Below are 18646 nucleotides of genomic sequence, written 5' to 3'. Positions count from 1 at the left end.
CCGGGGTCACGACTCGGTCAAGCCCGGCTCGTGCGGCGTCGCGGGCTCCACGAGGTGCTTGAACGCCTGGAGGTTCGCGAGCGACTCCCCGCGCGACACGCGCCAGTCCCACTCGCGCTTGATCGACGTGGCGAACCCGATCTCCAGCAGCGTGTTGAAGTCGCCGTCGGCCGCCTCGAGCAGCTGGCCGAGGATCTTGTCCAGCTCGGACTCGGTCACCGTCTCCTTGCCGAAGCGCCCGACCAGGTAGATGTCGCCGACACTGTCCACTGTGTAGTGCACGCCGTAGAGCCGGGCGTTGCGCTGCAACAGGAAGCGGTACACCTCTTCGTGCTTCTCGTCCGGGCGGCGGCACACGAACGCCTCCACGGAGAACGCGTGGTCGCCGTCCACGAGCCAGCAGTTGGTCTGGAGCTTCTTGGTGCCCGGCAGCGTCACGAAGTACTTGCCCTCGCCGCGCCGGTCGTACTTCAGCTCAGCTGCGTCCAAAGTGGACTTGATCGTCGCGTCCAGGCTCACACGGCCACCTCCGTCCGCGCTTCGAGGGTCTGGCGGAACGCCCTGGTGGCCTGAGCATAGATCTCCAGCAGCGAGTCCGTGGTGCGGCTCCAGGAGAAGCGCCGCGCGTGCACCACGGCGTTCTCCGCGAGCTCGCGGCGCCGGTCGGGCCGCAGCGCGACGGCCGCGAGCGCGTCGGCCCACTCGTGCGCGCCGTGCGACGGCACGAGCAGTCCCGACACGCCGTGCGGCACCGCGACCGGCAGCCCGCCGACCTGGGCGGCCACCACGGGCGTGCCGCACGCCTGGGCTTCGAGCGCCACGAGCCCGAACGATTCGTTGTAGCTCGGCACGGCTACCACGTCGGCCGCCCGGTAAACGTTCACGAGCTTCTGCCCCGGCTGCGGCGGCAGGAAGCGCACCTGGTCCTGGATGCCGAGCGAGACGGCCAGCTCCTTCAGCGCTTGCGGCTGCTCGAGCCCGGTGCCCGACGGCCCGCCGACGACCAGCACCACGAGTTTCCCGGCGAGTTCCGGGCGCTGCGCGAGCAGCTCCGCGGCCGCGCGCAGCAGCACGTCCGGCGCCTTCAGCGGCTGGATCCGGCCGGCGAACGCGAGCACGATCGCGTCCTGCGGGAGCCCGAACTCCTGGCGCGCCAGCGCCTTCGACCCCGGTGTGAAGCGGTCGAGGTCCACCCCCGGCGGCACGGCGTGCACCGCGTGCGGATCGGCTGCGTAGAGGTCCACGAGCTGGCGCGCCTCGACCTGCGTGTTGGCGACCAGGCAGTCGGCCTCGGTCACCACCTGCTCTTCGCCCATCACGCGCGTGCGCGGCTCGGGCTTGTCACCGTCGGCGAGCAGCGAGTTCTTGACCTTCGCCAGCGTGTGCGCGGTGTGGACCAGCGGCACGCCCCAGCGGTCGCGCGCGAGCCAGCCGACCTGGCCCGAAAGCCAGTAGTGCGAGTGGATGAGGTCGTAGTAGCCGGGTTCGTGGAACGCCTCGGCGCGCAGCACGCCCGAGGTGAACGCGCACAGCTGCGCGGGCAGCTCGTCGCGGCCCAGCGGCTCGAACGGGCCGGCCTGCACGTGGCGCACGGTCACGCCCGGGGCCAATTCGGCGAGCGGCGGCTGCTCCGACGAGGTCGCGCGCGTGAACACCTCGACCTCGACCCCGCGGCGCGCCATCTCGGTCGCGGTCTCGCGCACGTACACGTTCATGCCGCCGGCGTCGCCCGTGCCCGGCTGCTCGAGCGGCGATGTGTGCACGGAAAGCACCGCGATCCGGCGCGGCGCGCCGCGGTACCCCTGCAGGGAGGAGATGGTCACCTGGTCACTGCTCCTGTGCGCTACTCGGCTGTTTCCCCGGAGAACCGCCGCAGCGCGGAGTTGAACTCCCCCGCGTCCTCGACGAACGGCAGATGCCCCGCATCAACGAACCAACGCAGAACAGCCCCCGGAATCTTCCCGGCCGAATATTCCGCTGCCGACGGATCGACCACGCGGTCGGCCGTACCGTGCACGACCAGAGTCGGTTTGTCCACCTCGGCCAGCACGTCGGCGCTTTCGACATCGCGTTTGAACAGGGCCGTTCTCACGGCGGGCGGCACCGCGAGCGACGCGCCGAGCAGCGCCTGGGCGAACGTACCCGGCACCGCGGCGCTCGCCTGCGACCGCGCGAACTCCACGAGCGCCGGCACGGCGACCTCCGGGTCGTCCGACAGCGCGGCGGGCAGCGCGGCCCGCATGACCGGCCCGGTCTTGCCGCCCTCGCGGCCGCGGCCGATCTCCGTGATCGCCCCCACGAGCACGATCCCGGCCAGGCGTGCGGTTCCGTGCACCCGCAGGTAGTCGGTGATGACGAGCCCGCCGTAGGACCAGCCGACGACGATCGCGTCCGCGCCGGCGAAGTCGAGCACCGCGGCGAGGTCGTCGGCCCACTGGCGCGGATCGTCGTAGCCGGCGGCCGGCACGTCGGACGCGCCGTGTCCGCGCAGGTCCATCGCGACCAGGCGGAACCGCTCGGTCAGCCCGGGGTCGGCCAGCTGGGCCGACCACGCGCGCGAGGACTGGGCCCAGCCGTGGACGAAGACGATCGGGCGTGAGTTCTGGGCGCCCTCGACGCGCACGTTCAGGCGCACGCCGGTCGTGCCGGCGACTTCGGTGTTCACGACGTCAGTTCGTAGCAGACGTCACTTGATCGCCGACAGCGTCTTCCAGGTGGACCAGTCGTAGAACCAGTCCTTGACGTCCGAGCCGGTGGGGCTCTGCAGCTGCGAACCGGTCACCTCGACCGGGTCGCCGATGAGCGCCGAGTCGAAGAAGTCCTTCGCGTCGGCTTCCAGCAGGTTGACGCAGCCGTGGGAGTTGTTCGTCTTGCCGATGGCGGCGGCGTTGTCCTGGTTCTCGTGGATGTATTCGCCGTGGTTGGAGATGCGGCAGGCCCACTTCTTGTTGACGTTCGTGTAGCCGTAGCGAGCGTTGTCGAACACCGCCGCGGGCTCCTTGCTCATCACGATGAACGTGCCGTTCGGGGTGTTGCGGTTCACATCGGAGTCGAGGCCGTTGGAGCACGGGTAGCTCTTGGCCTCCGCGCCGCCGCGGTAGACCTTGACCACGTGGTCGGGGGTGTGCACCTTCACGACCTGGTTGCGGCCGATCCTGAACTTGGTGGTCACGTCGGCCTTGCCGTAGGCGCCGCCGCCCAGGTCGACGCCGTAGAAGTTGGCCTCGACCTCGACGGTCGTGTTCTCCGGCCAGTACTCCTTGGGCCGCCAGTCGACCTGCGTCGGGGAGATCCAGCCCCACGCGCCCTCGGCGTCGGTCTTCACCTTCAGCGCCTTCTCCACGGCCGCGCGGTCCTTCGGCGCTTCCTTGAACTTGACGCTGATCGGCATCGCGACGCCGACGTGGGCGTCGTCGGCCGGGTTGAGCGTGGCGCGGACCTGCTTGGCCGGCTCGACCGTGGCGAACGAGCCGGTGAACTCCACCGGGCGGTGGTCCGTACCGGTGGCCTTGGCCGAGTAGGTGTAGGTCGTTCCGTAGCCGAGCGATTCGGAGCTCTTCCAGGTCAGGCCGTCGGCCGAGAGGTCGCCCTTCACCTCGTCGCCGTCGGCGTTGGTGACCTTGACCTCGCTGAGCTTGCCGTCGGTGACCTTCACGACCACCGGCTCGCGGACGTTCGCGTCCTTGGCGTCCACGGCGGGCGTGGCAGTGATTTTCGCCACGGGATCGACGGGTTTGCCGCCGTTGCCACCGTTGTCGCCGCTGCCCCCGAGCGGCAGGGCCGTGCCGGTGGTGGTGGTCGAACACGCGGCCGCGAGCGCCGCCGCCCCCGCGGCGAGCACCGCCTTGAACACCGTGCGCCGTTCCATCCCCGTGAACCTCCCGTTCCCCCGCGCCGGCACTTGCCCTCCACGCTGGAAGCGCCGGTCAGCGCTTCGACGTTACCTGCCGACGGCGGGTTCACCCATCCCACATCACCCGCCACATCACCCGCACGTCCTGTCGACAAGACGTTTCACCGGCCCGGCGGGTTGTCGTGATTTCTGAGCTTTGGGGCGGTTTCACAGCACGCAGGCGATGAGCAGCGGTTCCGGGTGCAGGGTCACGCCGAAGCGGTCGCGCACGCCGTCGCGGACCTCGCGCGCCAGGGCGAGCAGGTCGGCCGTGGTGGCGTCGCCGCGGTTGGTCAGGGCGAGCGTGTGCTTGGTGGACAGGCTCGCGCGCCCGCCGGGCCCGGGGTGGCCCTTGGCGAAGCCCGCGCGCTCGATGAGCCACGCGGCCGAGAGCTTCACGCCGCCGTCCGCCGGGTACTGGGGCACGGCGACGTCCTGGCCGACGACGCCGGTGATGCGCCGCAGGGTGGTCTCGACATCGGCGTGGGCCACGATCGGGTTCGTGAAGAACGAGCCGGCGCTCCACGTGTCGTGGTCGGCCGCGTCGAGCACCATGCCCTTGCCGCGGCGCAGGCCGAGCACGGCCTCGCGCGCCCGCGCGGCGGGGACCTTCGCGCCGATTTCGACACCGAGCGTGCGCGCCAGCTCGCCGTAGCGGACGGGCGCCGACTCGCCGGACGGGTCGACGCGGAAGCGCACGCTGAGCACCACGCCGCTGTCGGTGCCCTTGAGCACGCTGGTGCGGTAGGCGAAGCCGAGCTCGTCGGCCTTGACCGTGCGCACCTCGCGCGAGGCGCGGTCGTAGAGCTCGACCGACACGATCGACTCGGCGACCTCGCAGCCGTACGCGCCGACGTTCTGGATCGGCGTCGCGCCGACCGAGCCGGGGATCCCGGACAGGCACTCGAGGCCACCGAGGCCCGCTTCGACGAGCGCGGCCACGAACGCGTCCCACTCCTGGCCCGCGGCGACCTCGACGATCTCGCCGTCGCGGGTCCAGCCGGTGGTCGCGATCCGGACGAGGGTGCCGGGGAACCCGTCGTCGGCGACGACGAGGTTGGATCCGCCGCCGAGCAGCAGCACCGGCTCGCCCGCGTCTTCGGCCTCGCGCACGGCGGCGACGACGTCGGCGCTGGTCGCGGCCCGCACGAAGCGGCGCGCGGGACCTCCGAGGTGCAGCGTCGTGTAGTCGGCGAGGCGCGGCGGAACGGGCGTTTCGGCGGGGTTCACGCTGTCTAACGGTACTGTCCGGCGCATGGGATCCCGGATCGAGCACCGCGCCGAGTTCTCCGCGCCACTCGCGGCCGTGCTGACCGCTGTGTCGGGCGAAGACGCGCTGCGGGCGCGCTTGGCCGAGCTGGGCGGCGACGACGCGAAGCTGCTGTCGCACTCGGCCAACGGCGACGCGGTGCGCTACGAGCTGCAGCACGGCATCGCGGCGCAGCGCCTGCCGCAGGCCGTGCGCGCGCTGCACAAGGGCGACATCATCGTGCAGCGCAAGCAGGTGTGGCAGCGTTCGGGCGACGGGTACACCGGCCACGTCGACGTCAACGTCAGCGGCGTGCCGGGTGAGATCGGCGCCCAGACGTTCCTGACCCCGCGCGGCGAGCGCGTGGAGTTCCGGACGTCCGGCGAGGTGACGGTGCGGATCCCGCTCTTCGGCGGGAAGATCGAGGAGTTCGTGGCGCAGCAGGTGACCACCCTGCTCCGCCGCGAGGCCGACTTCACCGCGTCGTGGCTGGCCGAGCACGCCTGAGCCCGGTGGGCGCCCCGACGCGGGGCACCACCAACCCCAACCGGTTGCGGCGAGTCGATCGCTGGCTCGCGCACGATCCCGCGGTGACGCGCCTGCTGCGCCGCTCCCCCGACCCGCTCGTCGTGGACCTCGGCTACGGCGCGTCCCCGGTGACGACCGTCGAACTGCTGCGCCACCTGCGCCGGGTCCGCACCGACGTCCGGGTGCTGGGCCTGGAACTCGACCCCGTGCGCGTCGCCGCCGCCCTGCCCGCCGCCGACCCGCCCTGGCTCGACTTCCACCGCGGCGGCTTCGAACTCGCCGGCGCGCGCCCGGTGCTGGTGCGGGCGTTCAACGTCCTGCGCCAGTACGCGGAATCCGAGGTCGAGGGCGCCTGGAAACTCGTGCTCGACGCCCTGCCTCCAGAAGGCCTCCTGGTCGACGGCACCTGCGACGAAATCGGCCGGCTCGCTTCCTGGGTCGCTGTCGGGTCCACGGGTCCGCTGTCCCTGACGGTGTCCATGCGCCTGGCTGAGCTGGATCGTCCGTCCACTGTGGCCGAACGGTTGCCGAAGATCCTCATTCACCGCAACGTTCCTGGTGAACGGGTGCATTCTCTGCTCTCTACTTTGGACGAGTGCTGGGCGGCGGCCGCACCGCATCGGGCGTTCGGCGTCCGGGCGAGGTGGGTCTCCGCGGTCGGGATGTTGCGTGATCGGGGGTGGCCGCTGCTGGGGCGGCCGGACCGCTGGCGACTGGGGGAGTTGTCGGTGCCTTGGGAGAGTGTTGCGCCGAGGTGATCCGGGGGCGTGGCGCTGTGGTCGGGATGCGGTCCTGCGCAGGGGCGTGTTGCGGGGCGTAAGCACCCCGAAGCTGGATTGTGCCAACGGCCGCTGACCCCGTGTCAAGGCGGGAAAGCGTGCCTTGACACGGGGTCGGCGGCCGTAGAGGAGCTTCGGATCGGGGTGCCGGGCAGGGGCTGGGTGCCAGGGTTGTTGCGTAGTTCGGCGACGGGTGCGTAGGTGGAGGTTTGTCGCCTTTCGACGTGCTTGGCGGGAGTTGGGCGTGGTGGCTCACCGTGGCCCCCGGGTCCTCACCCGGCGGTACGAATGCGTCGTCCAGGTACGAATCCCACCTGTTCACCGACGCACCCCCACGGCGTCACCCGGTGGTGACCTGCGGTGATCACGATGGGGCCGTGGAACTGCTGGAGCACGTCACCGAGCTGCTGCGTGGTGCGTTGGGCTCGCCGTGGTTGTGGGTGCTCGTGTTCGCCGTCGCGGGGCTGGACGCGTTGCTGCCGTTCATGCCGAGCGAGACGACCGTGGTGACGGTCGCGGTGTTGGTCGGGCCGCACCCGGAGAAGCTGGCGCTGCTGGCGCTCGTCGCGACGGGCGGGGCGTGGGCGGGCGACTGCCTGGGGTACTTCGTGGGCAAGCTGGCCGGGCCGCGGGCGCTCGCGAGGGTGCAGCAGGGGCCGTCGGGGCGGCAGCGCTACGAGTGGGCCCGCGCGCAGGTGCGGCGGCAAGCGCCGTTGCTGATCATCGCGGCCCGGTACTTGCCGGGCGGGCGCGTGGCGAGCGCGCTGGCCACCGGCAGCCTCGGTTACCCGCTGCGCCGCTTCATGCCGCTCGACGCGCTGGGCGCCGCGCTGTGGTCGGTGTACAGCGTGCTGATCGGGCTGGCCGGCGGGTCGACGTTCGCGCACGAGCCGGTGAAGGGGCTGCTGCTGTCGTTCGCGCTGGGGCTGCTGCTCGTCAGCCTCATCGAGCTCGGCCGCCGCGGCCGGCTGCGCAGGTTACGGTCGACGGATGCGGCAGCTGATCGAGGCCATCGACATCCACGCGGACCGGTTGAAGGCGGCGGCGCTGACGGCGGGCCCGGCGGTCCGGGTCCGGAACTGTCCGCAGTGGACAGTGCTGGACCTGGTGACGCACCTGACGGGAGTGCTCTCGTACACGGTCGCGGCGATCACGGACCGGCGCGCTGACCCGCCGCGGCCCGAGGACTGGACCGACGCGCTCGGCAGCTGGGACGGCCAGCGCCTCGCCGTCCGGGAAGCCCTGCGCCGGCCGGCCGAGTCACCCGTGCGCTCGTGGTTCCCGCGGGGTGCCGGCGTGACCGTCGGCGACCTGGCTCGGCGGCTGGCCCACGAAACGGCCATCCACCGGCTCGACGCGGAGAGCGCCCTGCCGGAGCCGCCCGACACGCGCTACGCCGAGGCGTTCGCGGCCGACGGCGTCGACGAGTACCTCACCTTCCTCGCGCCGCGGCGCAACTCCGGCGGCGACGGCGTGGTGCGCGTCGAGGCCGGCGGCCGCGCTTGGACGCTCGTGCTGCGCCCCGACCAGGCGCCGGCCCCCGGCGAGGGCGCCCCCGACGTCACGGTCAGCGGCGCACCGAACGACGTCTACCGCGCGTTGTGGGGCCGCCCGCACACCGCGCGGATCGTGGGCGACGTCGCACTCCTGGAGCCCCTCGCGGCGCCCTGACCAGCACCGGTGAGAATGGTGGCCGTGCCTGATCCCCAGCGTTACGTGCTCACCTTCGGCTGCCCCGACCGCACCGGCATCATCGCCCGCATCGCGGGCTTCCTCGCCGACCACGGCGGGATGATCGTCGAGGCGGCCTACCACACCGACCCCGACACCGGCTGGTTCTTCACTCGCCAGGTGGTACGGGCCGATTCGCTGCCGTTCGACGCAGTCGGCTTGCGCGAGCGGTTCGCCGACGTCGCGGCAGAGCTGTCGGCGGAATCGAGCTGGCAGGTGCGCGACACCGGCGAGCGGCCGCGCGCCGTCGTGCTCGTGTCGACGGCCGGCCACTGCCTGTACGACCTGCTGGGCCGCGTCGCCTCCGGCGAGCTGGACGTGGAGATCGCCGCGGTGATCGGCAACCACACGGCGCTGGCCGACATCACGCGGGCGCACGGGATCCCGTTCCACCACGTGCCGTTCGCGCCCGGCGACAAGGCCGCCGCGTTCGACGAGGTGCGCAAGCTGGTCGACGAGCACGACCCGCACGCCGTCGTGCTGGCGCGCTTCATGCAGATCCTGCCCGCGGACCTGTGCGAGGCGTGGGCCGGGCGGGCGATCAACATCCACCACAGCTTCCTGCCGTCGTTCATCGGCGCGAAGCCGTACCACCAGGCGCACATCCGCGGCGTGAAGCTGATCGGCGCCACGTGCCACTACGTCACCGCCGACCTCGACGCCGGCCCGATCATCGAGCAGGACGTGATCCGCGTCGACCACGGCGATTCGGTCGACGACATGGTCCGCAAGGGCCGCGACATCGAGAAGGTGACGCTCGCCCGCGGGCTGCGCTGGCACCTCGAGGGCCGCGTCCTCGTGCACGGCAACCGGACCGTGGTGTTCTGAGCGGGGGCCGGAGTTCCGGCCCCCGCCCGGGAATCAGGCGCCGATCGTCGACGCGTCGATCACGAAGCGGTAGCGCACGTCGCTGTTCTCGACGCGGTCGTAGGCCTCGTTGACGCGGTCGGCGGAGATGGTCTCGATCTCGGCGCCGATGCCGTGCTCGGCGCAGAAGTCGAGCATCTCCTGCGTCTCGGCGATGCCGCCGATCATGGAACCCGCCAGGATGCGGTTGCCGCCCAGCAGCGAGAAAGCGTTGTACGACAGGGGTTCGCCCGGGGCGCCGACGTTCACCATCGCACCGCCGACCCGCAGCAAGCTCAGGTAAGCGTCCACCGGCAGCTTGGCCGAAACGGTGTTGACGATGAGGTCGAACCGGCCGCGCAGGGTGTCGAAAGTGGACTCGTCGCCGGTGGCGAAGTAGTCCTTGGCGCCCAGCTTCAGGCCGTCTTCCTGCTTCTTGAGGCTCTGGCTCAGCACGGTCACCTCGGCGCCCATCGCCGCGGCGAGCTTCACGGCCATGTGGCCGAGCCCGCCGAAGCCGATCACGGCGACCTTCTTGCCCGGGCCGGCGCCCCACTGGCGCAGCGGCGAGTACGTGGTGATGCCCGCGCACAGCAGCGGCGCGGCGACGTCGAGGCCGATGCCCTCGGGGATGCGGCAGACGAAGGCGTCCTTCACGACGATCTGGCGGCTGTACCCGCCATAGGTGGTCTCGCCGTCGAAGCCGACGCCGTTGTAGGTCTGCACGTTGCCCTTCACGCAGAACTGCTCCGTGCCCGCCCGGCAGTACTCGCACTCGCCGCACGAATCGACCATGCAGCCGACGCCCACGCGGTCGCCGACCTGGTACTTCGTCACGTCCGAGCCCACCGCGGCGACGACGCCGGCGATCTCGTGCCCCGGCACCATCGGGAAGGCCGAGCCGCCCCACTCGTCCTTGACCTGGTGGATGTCGCTGTGGCAAATGCCCGCGAACGCGATGTCGATCAGCACGTCGCCGGGGCGCAGGTCGCGCCGCTCGATCGTCGTCGGTGCGAGCGGCTGCCCGGCGCCCGGTGCGGCGATGGCGTGCGTGGTCGTGGTCATGAAATCCTCCAACAATCCGGGCAACCGCCCGGCTGACACGATGTAAGACCCCCCTTACATCTCTATCGTAAGAGGGGTCTTACATTCGCGCGACCGAGATCGGGTGTGATCCACGCCATGGGCAACTACCACCACGGCGACCTGCGCGCCGAACTGGTGCGCGTGTCACTGGAACTCATCGCGGAACAGGGGGTGGCCGGCTTCTCCGTCGCGCAGGTCGCCAAGCGCGCCAAGGTGTCCGCGGCCGCGCCGTACCGCCACTTCCCCGACCGCACGAGCCTGCTGGCCGCCGTCGCCGCCACCGCCGCGTGCCGCCTGCGCACCATGGTCGACTCCGCCGTCGCCGACTCCGGTGCCGATCCGGTCACCCGCCTGGCCACGGCGCTGGGCGCCTACACCCGCTTCTTCATCGAGACCCGGCTCGGCTTCCCGGTCCTCTTCGCGGAAGGACTGGCCGACCCGAAGTACACCGAACTGCACGACCACCGCCGCGCCATGAACGACGCGTACCTCGTGCTGTGCCTGGAAATCAGCCCCACGCCCGCCGCGGCCCTCGAGCTGCTCGAACAGCTCTACGCCCAGTCCCACGGCTACGGCGAGCTCTACCTCGACGGCGTCTACGTGCGCATGGGCTACACGCCCGACCTGGTCGTCACCAAGGCCACCGCCGCGGCCCGGCTGGTGATCGAGGCCCACCGAGCGGGGTGACGGCTTATCCTCCACCACGAGGCGTCCACTGAGACCCCCTGGAGTGCGGATGCTCTGCGTGTTCGACGTCAACGAGACCCTGCTCGACCTCCGCGCCCTGGATCCCCTGTTCACCGAGCTCACCGGGAGCGCGGGAGCGCGCCGGGAGTGGTTCGGGCTGGTGGTGCACACCGCGCTGACCGTGACGGCCACCGGCGGCTACCGGGACTTCGCGGAGATCGCGGGGCTCGCGGCGGCCGACACGGCGCGGCGGTACGGCCGCGAGCTCACCGACGCCGAGCTCGTGCGGATCGGCGACGGGTTGCGGGCACTGCCGGCGCACGAGGACGTGAAGCCCGCCCTCGACCAGCTCAAGCGAGACGGCCACCGGATCGTCGCGCTGACGAACTCACCGTTGGCGACGGCGGAGGCGCAGTTGCAGCACGCGGGCCTGGCCACGAAGTTCGAGCGGATCTTCTCCGCCCAGCAGGTCGCGCGGCTCAAGCCGGCGCCCGAGCCGTACCGGCAGGTGCTCAGTGCGTACGGCGCGGACGAAGCCGTGATGATCGCCGCGCACGGGTGGGACCTGGCGGGCGCGCAGGCGGCCGGCATGAAGACCGCGCTGGTCAGCCGCGAGGGGCAGCGCGCGTTGCCGGGCACGCCCGCGCCGACCTACGCGGCGGCGAGCCTGCCCGGGCTCGCGCGGCAGCTCAGCTGAGCCGCACCAGCATCTTGCCGGTGTTGGCGCCGCCGAGCAGGCCCAGGAACGCGTCGGGCGCGTTGCGGATGCCGTCGACGAACGTCTCCGAGTACTTGATCTCCCCGGAAGCCACGAGCGGCGCGACCTCGGCCACGAACTGCTGCTGCAGACCCCAGTGGTCCAGCACGAGCATGCCGCGCATGGTGATCCGCTTCGCGATCAGCTGCACCAGGTTGCGCGGCGCCGGCGTCGCCTCGGTGGCGTTGTACTGCGAGATCATGCCGCAGATCGTGATGCGCCCGTGGAGGTTCATCGACGCGATCGCGGCCTCCAGGTGCTCACCGCCGACGTTGTCGAAGTACACGTCGATGCCCTCGGGCGCGGCCTCGGCCAGCTGCGCGGCGACGGGGCCGTCCTTGTAGTTGAACGCGGCGTCGAAACCGAGGTCCTCGACGAGGTGGCGCACCTTCTCCGCCGAACCCGCGCTGCCGATCACGCGCTTCGCGCCCTTGAGCTTCGCCAGCTGACCCACCAGCGAACCCACCGCACCGGCCGCGCCGGACACGAACACCGTGTCACCCGGCTTGAACTCCGCGGTCACCAGAAGGCCCGCGTACGCGGTGAGCCCCGGCATGCCGAGCACGCCCAAGTACGTCGACAGCGGCGCGACGGAACCGTCGACCTTCACGACCTTCGTCGCGTCGACCACGGCGTGGGTGCGCCAGCCGAGCTGGTGCAGCACGTGCTCACCCGGCGCGAATCCATCCACAGTGGACTCCACGACCTCGCCGACCGCACCGCCCGACATCGCCTCGCCCACCTGGAACGGCGGCGCGTACGACTTCGCGTCGTTCATCCGGCCGCGCATGGCCGGGTCGACGCTCATCACCACGTTGCGCACCAGGAGCTGGCCCGCTGCCGGGGCCGGGATCTCGGTGTCGACGACGTCGAAGTTCTCGAGCGTCGGGACACCGTGCGGGCGGGCGGCGAGCCGGATCTCGGTCGCCTGGGTCGGTGCGTTCACCGTCGGACTCCGTTTCGTAGAGGCTGGGTCAACCGGGGCGTGCGCCCCGCATCCACTCCCGCCCCAACGAGGGAACCGGGGCGATCATTCCGATCATCCCCCGCCCTGTGGCCGGCGCTACACGATCTCCTCGAGCTTGCCCAGCACGCCGTCGTAGATCTTCTTCAGGCCACCCGGCGCGAACGTCTTCTCGAAGAACCCGCCGACGCCGCCGGCCCCGTCCCAGCTCGTCTCGATCCGCACGACGCTGTCCGAGCCCGCGGGCGAAACCGTCCACGTGGTCACCATGCTGGAGTTCGCGTCGGTCTCCACGAGGGTGCCCGGCGACGGCTCGGTCACGGTCGCGGCGACGTCGCGCACGCGCTTCGAGGTGGCCTGCAGCTTCCAGCTGGCCTTGGTGCCGGCGCCGACCCCGCCCTCGGTGACCTCGTAGTCCCGGTAGTGCTCGGTGAGCAGCTTCGGCCGGGTCTCGGCGTAGTCGGCGACCAGCTCGCGAACCCTGTCCACCGGCGCCTTGATCGTGCGCTCCGCGGTGGCCGTGACCTTACCCATCTCGCTCCTCGATCCAAGAAAGTTCCGGGAAACCAACCCCTGGACGCCACCTTTGCACACCAGCCACCGCGCCACCGCGTCACCAGGCGTTATTCCGTTCAGGCTCACACCGGAACGAGACGGGCCGCCCGCGGACGGCGTGTCCGCGAGCGGCCCGTTCGGCGAAAACGTCAGGCGAGGCCCTGCTGCGACAGCCACTCCTTCGCCACGTCGGCGGCCGGCTCACCGTCGGAGTCGACGCGCTTGTTCAGCTCGCGCATCCCTTCGGTGGTCAGCTTCGCGCTCACGGCGTTGACGGCGTTCGCGAAGTCGGCCCCGCGCTCGTCGAGCACCTTCTTGGTCACGGCGGGCACCACGTTCTCCGTCGGCACGATCTGCAGGTCGTCCTTGAGCGCGACGTACTGCGGGTCGCCGACCAGCGGGCTCACCGAGTCGACCGGGATCACGGTCGCCGCACCGGAGTTGAGCTGCTGCACGCGCGGCCCGGCCTCCTGCACGGTCTGGAAGGTCGCATTTGTCAGCTTGTAGACGTCGGTGAACCCCTTGAAGCACGGCAGGCGCGTCTCGCACTCCGGCGGGCCCGCCATCACGACCTTCGGGAGCTTCTTGAGGTCGCTGATGCTGGTGATGCCGTTGGCCTTCGCGAGGTCGGCCTTCATGATGTAGGTGTTCTTGTTCTCCGCCGGCGCGTAGTTCAGCAGCGCGATGCCGGACGGCGCGAACAGCTGCGCCAGCTGCTCGTGCTCCCCCTGCGCGTCTTTCACGGCGTCCTTGCCGAAGCCGGTGGTGATGGCCGCGCCCTGGTACTCGGGCAGGAACTGCAGCTCACCCGACTTGAGCGACGGGTAGATGAGCTCGCGCGAACCCAGGTTCAGCTTGCGGGTGACCGGGTAGCCCTTGGCCTCGAGCGCGCCCGCGTAGATCTCCGCCAGGATCTGGCTGTCGGTGAAGTTGAACGACGCCACGACGATCGGCGCCCCGCCCTTGCTCTGCGCGGCGGGCTGGTTCGAGCCGCCCCCACCCCCGCACGCGGTCAGTCCGAACGCGGCCACCGCCACCAGCGCGGCCGCTCGGATGTTCCGGGTCCAGCGCACGTCCCCACACTCCTCAGTCCACGAACGACAGGACTGGACCCTAACGGTGAGCCACGACAGAAACCACATATCGGGAACCACCGCCACCGAATCTCAACAACGGGAAATGCACCACCCGAACGGGGTAGCCTTCTCCGGTGCACGCGTTCTCGGTCACCCCGCTGCTCGCGGAGAGCAACCGGCCGATCTTCGAATGGCGGTGGGTCGAGCGCAACGCCGACGCCATCGGCCAGCGCCTCGGTGAGCACATCGCCCTCACCGCGACGGCCCTGGGCATCGGGCTGGTCGTGTCGCTCGCGCTGGCCACGCTCTGCCTGCGGTTCCGCTGGTTCTACCCGCTCGTGCTGGGCACGGCCGGCGCGCTGTACGTGATCCCCAGCTTGGGCGCGTTCGCGCTGCTCGTGCCGTTCTTCGGGCTGACGTTCACCACGGCCGTCATCCCGTTGGCCACGTACACGCTGCTGATCCTGATCCGCAACATCGTCACCGGCGTGCAGCAGGTGCCCACCGAGGTGCGCGAGGCGGCGATCGGGATGGGCTTCACGCGCGGCCGGCTGCTGTGGCAGGTCGAGCTGCCGCTGGCGCTACCGGTCGTGATCGCGGGCCTGCGCGTGGCCGCCGTGACGACGATCGGCCTGGTCACCGTCACGTCGCTGCTCGGCATGGGTGGTCTCGGCTACTTCATCCGCGCCGGCATCCAGACGACCACGCCGAACCCGAGCCCGATCATCGTCGGCGTGGTGCTGTCGGTGGTGCTCGCGGTCGTCGTCGACCTCCTGCTGTGGCTGAGCGAGCGCGCGCTGGCGCCGTGGGTGCGGAAGGTGGGCAAGCGGTGAACGTCTTCACGCAGTTCGGCCAGTGGCTCTCGGCTCCGCAGCGGTGGAGCTGGACGGACCCCGCCGGCATCCCGTACCGGACCGTCGAGCACCTGTGGTTCTCGGTGCTGTCGCTGGTCGTCGCGGCCGTGCTCACGATCCCGCTGGCGCTGTGGCTCGCGCACTACCGGCGCGGCGCGTTCCTCGCGAGCAGCGCCGTGAACATCGGGCGCGCGATCCCGAGCTTCGGCTTGATCATCCTGTTCTGGTTCCTCGCGAGCCGCTGGGGCGCCGACACGGACTTCTGGCCGCTGCTGCTGGCGCTCGTCGGCCTGGCGCTGCCGCCGCTGTTCACCAACACCTACGCCGGTGTGGTGCAGCTCGACCAGGAGACCATCGACGCAGCCCGCGGCACCGGGTACCGCGAGTGGCAGATCATGCTGCGCGTCGAACTGCCCTTGGCCTCGCCGGTCATCGTGGCCGGCGCGCGCGTCGCGTTCCTGCAGCTCGTGGCCACCGTCGCGATCGGCGCCATCGTCAACGACGGCGGTGGCCTCGGCCGCTACATCGTCGACGGCTTCGCCGAAGGCGCCCAGGGCTACGGTGAGATCTTCGGCGGCGGCGTGGCGGTCATCATCCTCGCGCTGCTGTGCGAAGGCGTGTTCTCGCTGCTGCAGAAACTGGCGACGCCGAAGGGCGTGGCGCTGCAGAACGCCCGGCGCGACTAGGCCAGGTCCTCGATCAGCCGCGTGAGTTCCGGGCCCAGCGAGCGGTCCGCGTCCAGCGGTTTGACGCGCTCGGCGACCCACGCGTAGAGCGGCTCCAGCGCGGGCGCGCCGGTGCCGCGCAGGTACCGCGCCTGCGCACCGGCGATCAGTTCGCACGCCGTGATGGCCGTGAGGTGGTCCAGGGCGGTGTGCAGCTCCGCGCCGGCGGCCCCGGCGAAGGCCTGCACGTCCTCCTGGCCGGCGGACGTGTCGAGGGAGCCGAGCGTGGCGGGCGCGGCGAGGCGGCGCAGGGCGTGCAGCTCGCCGGCCGCGCGTTTGTGCAGCGGGGTGAGGCCGGCCTGCGGACCCGGGTCCACGGCCAGCTGCGCGGGCAGTCCGCTGAACTGCGGGTCGAGCAGCCGGTGCAGGCGCTGCACGGCGATCTCGCCGACGTGCACCAGCGCGGCCTTCAGCGCGTCCATCCGCAGGCCGAGGCCGGCGGCGTGGTAACCGGTGGTGGTTACGAACTCGCCGTCCACAAAGGACGGGGAGTCGCCCGGTTCGTCCCAAGCCAGCTGGAGTTCGTCGTGCAGTTCGCCCGTGACGCGCGTGAGGAGTTCCAGCACGCGGGGGCCGACGCGCACGGAGACGGGCGCCTGCACGACTCCGGCGCGCGGTTCGGCCCCGGCGATGAGCTCGTGGAACCGCGCCGAAGCGCCGAACCGGTAAACGGAGTGCGGCGCGCCGAGCACGTCGACGGCGATCGCGGCGCATTGCGTCTGCAGGTCGGCCAGTGCCGAAGCCCGGCGGGCACCGAGCCACGCGTACGCCTCGGCCAGCGGTGAGCCCTGGATGAGGCTCGCGCCCTCCTTCGGGCCCAGCGCCAGCGGCCGGACGCCGCGACGCTGGAGGGCGTCGGCCGCGGGCGTGAGCACCCCGTCCGCCAGCATCGAACCGAGGCCGGCGAACGTCTGGAACGCGTGCGCCAGCGGGATGATCTCGCCGGCGCTGCCGAGGCCGGTGCTCGGGACGGCGGGCAGGAAGCCGTCGTTGAGGCGGTCGGCGAGGAACGTCACCAGCGCCGGGCTCACCGCCGGCTCCGGCCGAAGGAAGCCGCGCAGCCGCATGAGCAGCAGCGTCCGCGTGAGCTCGGGCGAGAGCCACGGCGGTCCGCCGACGGCCCGGCCGACCAGCAGGTTCCGTTGGTGCTCGGCCTGCTGGTCCGGGGTGAGCCGCACGCCCGCGAGGCGGCCCATGCCGGTGTTGACCCCGTAGACGGGCGTGTCCGCGCGGTCGAGCGCGGCCAGCATCGCCGCGCGGTTCTCCGCCAGCTCGACCAGCAGCGCCGGGTGGAGTTCAAGGCGTTCGCCGGGGGCCGCCAGGACGTCGGCGGGACTGCGGACGATCACCGGTACGGCAGCATCGTGCCGACGTCCGCGGCTTCGGCGCGTTGCAGGACCAGGTGCGCGACGGCGACGTCCGTTGTGGACAGTCCGCGGTGCCAGAACAGGATCCGCTCGCCGTCGCTCTCGCGGCCGGGCCGGTTGCCCGCGACGACGTCACCGATTTCGGCGTGCACGTCGCTCGCCGTGAGCAGACCCGCGTTGAGCTGCGGCCGAAGCGCGCCGAAGCGCGGGTTGCCCGACTGCGATTCGCGCCAGTCGTCGACCACGACCTTGTCCACGGCGTCGAGCAGCGTCAGTTCGAGCGCGCTGATGGTGCCGTACGGCACGAGGAACGAGCCCGGGCGCAGGAACTCCTTGCGCACCAGCGCCTCCGGCTCCGTCAGCCGTGAGGCTTCGACGAGGATGTCGGCGCCGTCGAGCGTTTCGGCCGCGGTGTCGCACACGCGCACGTCCTTGCCGAGGTGCTCCGAGAGCCGTCGGCCGAAGTCTTCACGCGATTCCGGGCGCTTGCTCGTCACGCGGATCTCGGCGAAGTCGAACAGCGAATCGAGCAGGACGACGTTCCACCACGCCGTGCCACGCGCACCGACGTGCCCGAGCACCTTCGAATCCGGCCGCGCGAGGTACTTCGCGCCGACGGCCGTCATCGCGCCCGTGCGGGCCTCGGTGATCATGGTGCCGTCGACGATCGCGCGCGGCATCCCCGTCTCGGGGTCGAGCAGCAGGATCAGCGCCATTTCGCTGGGCAGGCCGCGTTCGAAGTTCGAGACGAAGTCGCCGACGACCTTGACGCCGCTCACCTGCTTGGCCGACAGGTGGCCGCGCAGGATGTTGAAGTGGCCCTTGCCGCCGTTGTCCGGCACGAGGTGCGTGCGCGGCTCGAACACGACGTCGCCCCGGCCGTGGTCGCCGAGCACGCTCTCGACGGCACCGACGATGTCGGCGTGCGTGATGCCGAGGCTGTCGATGTCTTCGCCGGTGAGGTACCTGAGCCAGACCGAGGCGGACGCTGTCACCGGGCGAGGTCCTCGATCACCTCGGCGCCCGGCAGCGATTGCAGGGCGGCTCCGGAGATGAGGAGCTTGCTGCCGCGGATGCCGCTGCCGATCACGAGCTCCGGCGCGGCGGCCACGCGCGCGTCGATGAGGATCGGCCATTCGGCGGGCAGGCCGACGGGCGTGATGCCGCCGTACTCCATACCCGTGAGCGACACGGCTTCGTCCATCGGGGCGAACGACGCCTTGCGCACGTCGAGGCGGCGCTTGATCACGCCGTTGACGTCGGCGCGGGTGGTGGCGAGCACCATCGCCGCGGCGAAGCGGACCTCGCCGGCGCGCTTGCCGGCGACGACGACGCAGTTGGCCGACGCGTCCAGCGGCGAGCCGTACGCCTCGCAAAAAGCGGCCGTGTCAGCCAGTTCGGCGTCGATTTCGGCGACGCCGACCGCGTCGGGGTCCGCCAGCGCGGCGAGCGCCTTCGCGACGGGTTCGGCGAGCAGGTCGGTGCGGGCGGGCGCGGGGACGACCGTGAGGCTCCCGGCGATGGTCCAGGTGGTCACGACCCGAATCTAC

The 18646-nt window shown here is 71.3% G+C and carries 20 protein-coding genes and 1 pseudogene; 9 read left to right on the top strand and 12 right to left on the bottom strand.

The window, feature by feature from the left end:
• Positions 1-6: 6 nt before the first annotated feature.
• The 5 genes from ACIA77_RS01210 to ACIA77_RS01190 form a co-directional block, all read right to left on the bottom strand.
• Complete coding sequence (locus ACIA77_RS01210; RefSeq protein ID WP_395883744.1) at positions 7-519, bottom strand: YbjN domain-containing protein; 513 nt, start codon at positions 517-519, stop codon at positions 7-9.
• Positions 516-1817: a D-inositol-3-phosphate glycosyltransferase gene (gene mshA / locus ACIA77_RS01205; RefSeq protein ID WP_395884306.1), complete on the bottom strand. Its 1302-nt coding sequence runs from the start codon at positions 1815-1817 to the stop codon at positions 516-518. Before mshA ends, ACIA77_RS01210 begins: the two co-directional genes overlap by 4 nt.
• A gap of 26 nt (positions 1818-1843) precedes the next feature.
• Positions 1844-2665 carry an alpha/beta fold hydrolase gene (locus tag ACIA77_RS01200; RefSeq protein ID WP_395883743.1) on the bottom strand — a complete coding sequence of 274 codons (822 nt, stop codon included), beginning with the start codon at positions 2663-2665 and terminating at the stop codon, positions 1844-1846.
• A 21-nt stretch (positions 2666-2686) separates the two neighbouring features.
• Entirely contained in the window at positions 2687-3868 is a 1182-nt protein-coding gene (locus ACIA77_RS01195) for an Ig-like domain-containing protein (protein WP_395883742.1), read from the bottom strand.
• A gap of 192 nt (positions 3869-4060) precedes the next feature.
• Entirely contained in the window at positions 4061-5122 is a 1062-nt protein-coding gene (locus tag ACIA77_RS01190) for a UDP-N-acetylmuramate dehydrogenase (RefSeq protein ID WP_395883741.1), read from the bottom strand.
• Positions 5123-5147: 25 nt separating this feature from the next.
• Between ACIA77_RS01190 and ACIA77_RS01185 the strand changes: the two genes are divergently transcribed.
• The 5 genes and pseudogenes from ACIA77_RS01185 (at position 5148) to purU (ending at position 9007) form a co-directional block, all read left to right on the top strand.
• Positions 5148-5648 carry a DUF2505 domain-containing protein gene (locus ACIA77_RS01185; protein ID WP_395883740.1) on the top strand — a complete coding sequence of 167 codons (501 nt, stop codon included), beginning with the start codon at positions 5148-5150 and terminating at the stop codon, positions 5646-5648.
• Positions 5627-6427, top strand: a complete 801-nt coding sequence (locus ACIA77_RS01180; protein ID WP_395883739.1) for a class I SAM-dependent methyltransferase — start codon at positions 5627-5629, stop codon at positions 6425-6427. Before ACIA77_RS01185 ends, ACIA77_RS01180 begins: the two co-directional genes overlap by 22 nt.
• A gap of 398 nt (positions 6428-6825) precedes the next feature.
• Positions 6826-7617 carry a DedA family protein gene (locus tag ACIA77_RS01175; protein ID WP_395883738.1) on the top strand — a complete coding sequence of 264 codons (792 nt, stop codon included), beginning with the start codon at positions 6826-6828 and terminating at the stop codon, positions 7615-7617.
• Positions 7514-8119: pseudogene (locus ACIA77_RS01170) on the top strand (maleylpyruvate isomerase family mycothiol-dependent enzyme); the annotation flags it as partial. The gene ACIA77_RS01175 and the pseudogene ACIA77_RS01170, both read left to right, overlap by 104 nt.
• Positions 8120-8134: 15 nt before the next feature.
• On the top strand, positions 8135-9007 hold the full coding sequence (purU, locus tag ACIA77_RS01165) for a formyltetrahydrofolate deformylase (protein WP_395883737.1): 873 nt from the start codon (positions 8135-8137) through the stop codon (positions 9005-9007).
• A gap of 33 nt (positions 9008-9040) precedes the next feature.
• On the opposite strand, the gene ACIA77_RS01160 is transcribed toward purU, so the two are convergent.
• Positions 9041-10090, bottom strand: a complete 1050-nt coding sequence (locus tag ACIA77_RS01160) for an NAD(P)-dependent alcohol dehydrogenase (protein WP_395883736.1) — start codon at positions 10088-10090, stop codon at positions 9041-9043.
• Between the two features lie 117 nt (positions 10091-10207).
• On the opposite strand from ACIA77_RS01160, the gene ACIA77_RS01155 reads away from it, so the two are divergent.
• Together ACIA77_RS01155 and ACIA77_RS01150 are read left to right on the top strand one after the other, a co-directional pair.
• Complete coding sequence (locus ACIA77_RS01155) at positions 10208-10798, top strand: TetR/AcrR family transcriptional regulator (protein WP_395883735.1); 591 nt, start codon at positions 10208-10210, stop codon at positions 10796-10798.
• 49 nt (positions 10799-10847) lie between these two features.
• On the top strand, positions 10848-11495 hold the full coding sequence (locus tag ACIA77_RS01150) for a haloacid dehalogenase type II (protein ID WP_395883734.1): 648 nt from the start codon (positions 10848-10850) through the stop codon (positions 11493-11495).
• On the opposite strand, the gene ACIA77_RS01145 is transcribed toward ACIA77_RS01150, so the two are convergent.
• From ACIA77_RS01145 to ACIA77_RS01135, 3 genes are all read right to left on the bottom strand, one after another.
• The gene (locus tag ACIA77_RS01145) at positions 11488-12501 is read right to left on the bottom strand and encodes an NADP-dependent oxidoreductase (RefSeq protein WP_395883733.1); all 1014 of its coding nucleotides are present in this window, start codon (positions 12499-12501) and stop codon (positions 11488-11490) included. The genes ACIA77_RS01150 and ACIA77_RS01145 overlap by 8 nt on opposite strands.
• 117 nt (positions 12502-12618) lie before the next feature.
• Entirely contained in the window at positions 12619-13053 is a 435-nt protein-coding gene (locus ACIA77_RS01140) for an SRPBCC family protein (RefSeq protein ID WP_395883732.1), read from the bottom strand.
• A gap of 170 nt (positions 13054-13223) precedes the next feature.
• Positions 13224-14147 (bottom strand): ABC transporter substrate-binding protein, encoded by a 924-nt coding sequence (locus tag ACIA77_RS01135; RefSeq protein ID WP_395883731.1) that lies wholly within the window; start codon positions 14145-14147, stop codon positions 13224-13226.
• A gap of 137 nt (positions 14148-14284) precedes the next feature.
• On the opposite strand from ACIA77_RS01135, the gene ACIA77_RS01130 reads away from it, so the two are divergent.
• Together ACIA77_RS01130 and ACIA77_RS01125 are read left to right on the top strand one after the other, a co-directional pair.
• On the top strand, positions 14285-14983 hold the full coding sequence (locus tag ACIA77_RS01130) for an ABC transporter permease (protein WP_395883730.1): 699 nt from the start codon (positions 14285-14287) through the stop codon (positions 14981-14983).
• Entirely contained in the window at positions 14956-15690 is a 735-nt protein-coding gene (locus ACIA77_RS01125) for an ABC transporter permease (protein ID WP_395883729.1), read from the top strand. Before ACIA77_RS01130 ends, ACIA77_RS01125 begins: the two co-directional genes overlap by 28 nt.
• Here the strand turns inward: ACIA77_RS01125 and ACIA77_RS01120 are convergent.
• From ACIA77_RS01120 to ACIA77_RS01110, 3 genes are read right to left on the bottom strand one after another with little or no spacing between them, the layout of a single operon-like run.
• Positions 15687-17078: an aromatic amino acid lyase gene (locus ACIA77_RS01120; RefSeq protein WP_395883728.1), complete on the bottom strand. Its 1392-nt coding sequence runs from the start codon at positions 17076-17078 to the stop codon at positions 15687-15689. The two genes, ACIA77_RS01125 and ACIA77_RS01120, sit on opposite strands and share 4 nt — an antisense overlap.
• Positions 17075-18091, bottom strand: a complete 1017-nt coding sequence (locus ACIA77_RS01115; protein WP_395883727.1) for an ornithine cyclodeaminase family protein — start codon at positions 18089-18091, stop codon at positions 17075-17077. Before ACIA77_RS01115 ends, ACIA77_RS01120 begins: the two co-directional genes overlap by 4 nt.
• On the bottom strand, positions 18088-18633 hold the full coding sequence (locus tag ACIA77_RS01110) for a YbaK/EbsC family protein (protein ID WP_395883726.1): 546 nt from the start codon (positions 18631-18633) through the stop codon (positions 18088-18090). Before ACIA77_RS01110 ends, ACIA77_RS01115 begins: the two co-directional genes overlap by 4 nt.
• Positions 18634-18646 lie beyond the last annotated feature (13 nt).

This window comes from Amycolatopsis sp. NPDC051903, assembly GCF_044452505.1.
Classification (GTDB): Bacteria; Actinomycetota; Actinomycetes; order Mycobacteriales; family Pseudonocardiaceae; genus Amycolatopsis.
The sequence above is the reverse complement of the archived record's forward strand: the minus strand, read 5'-3'. Positions and strand labels throughout refer to the sequence as shown.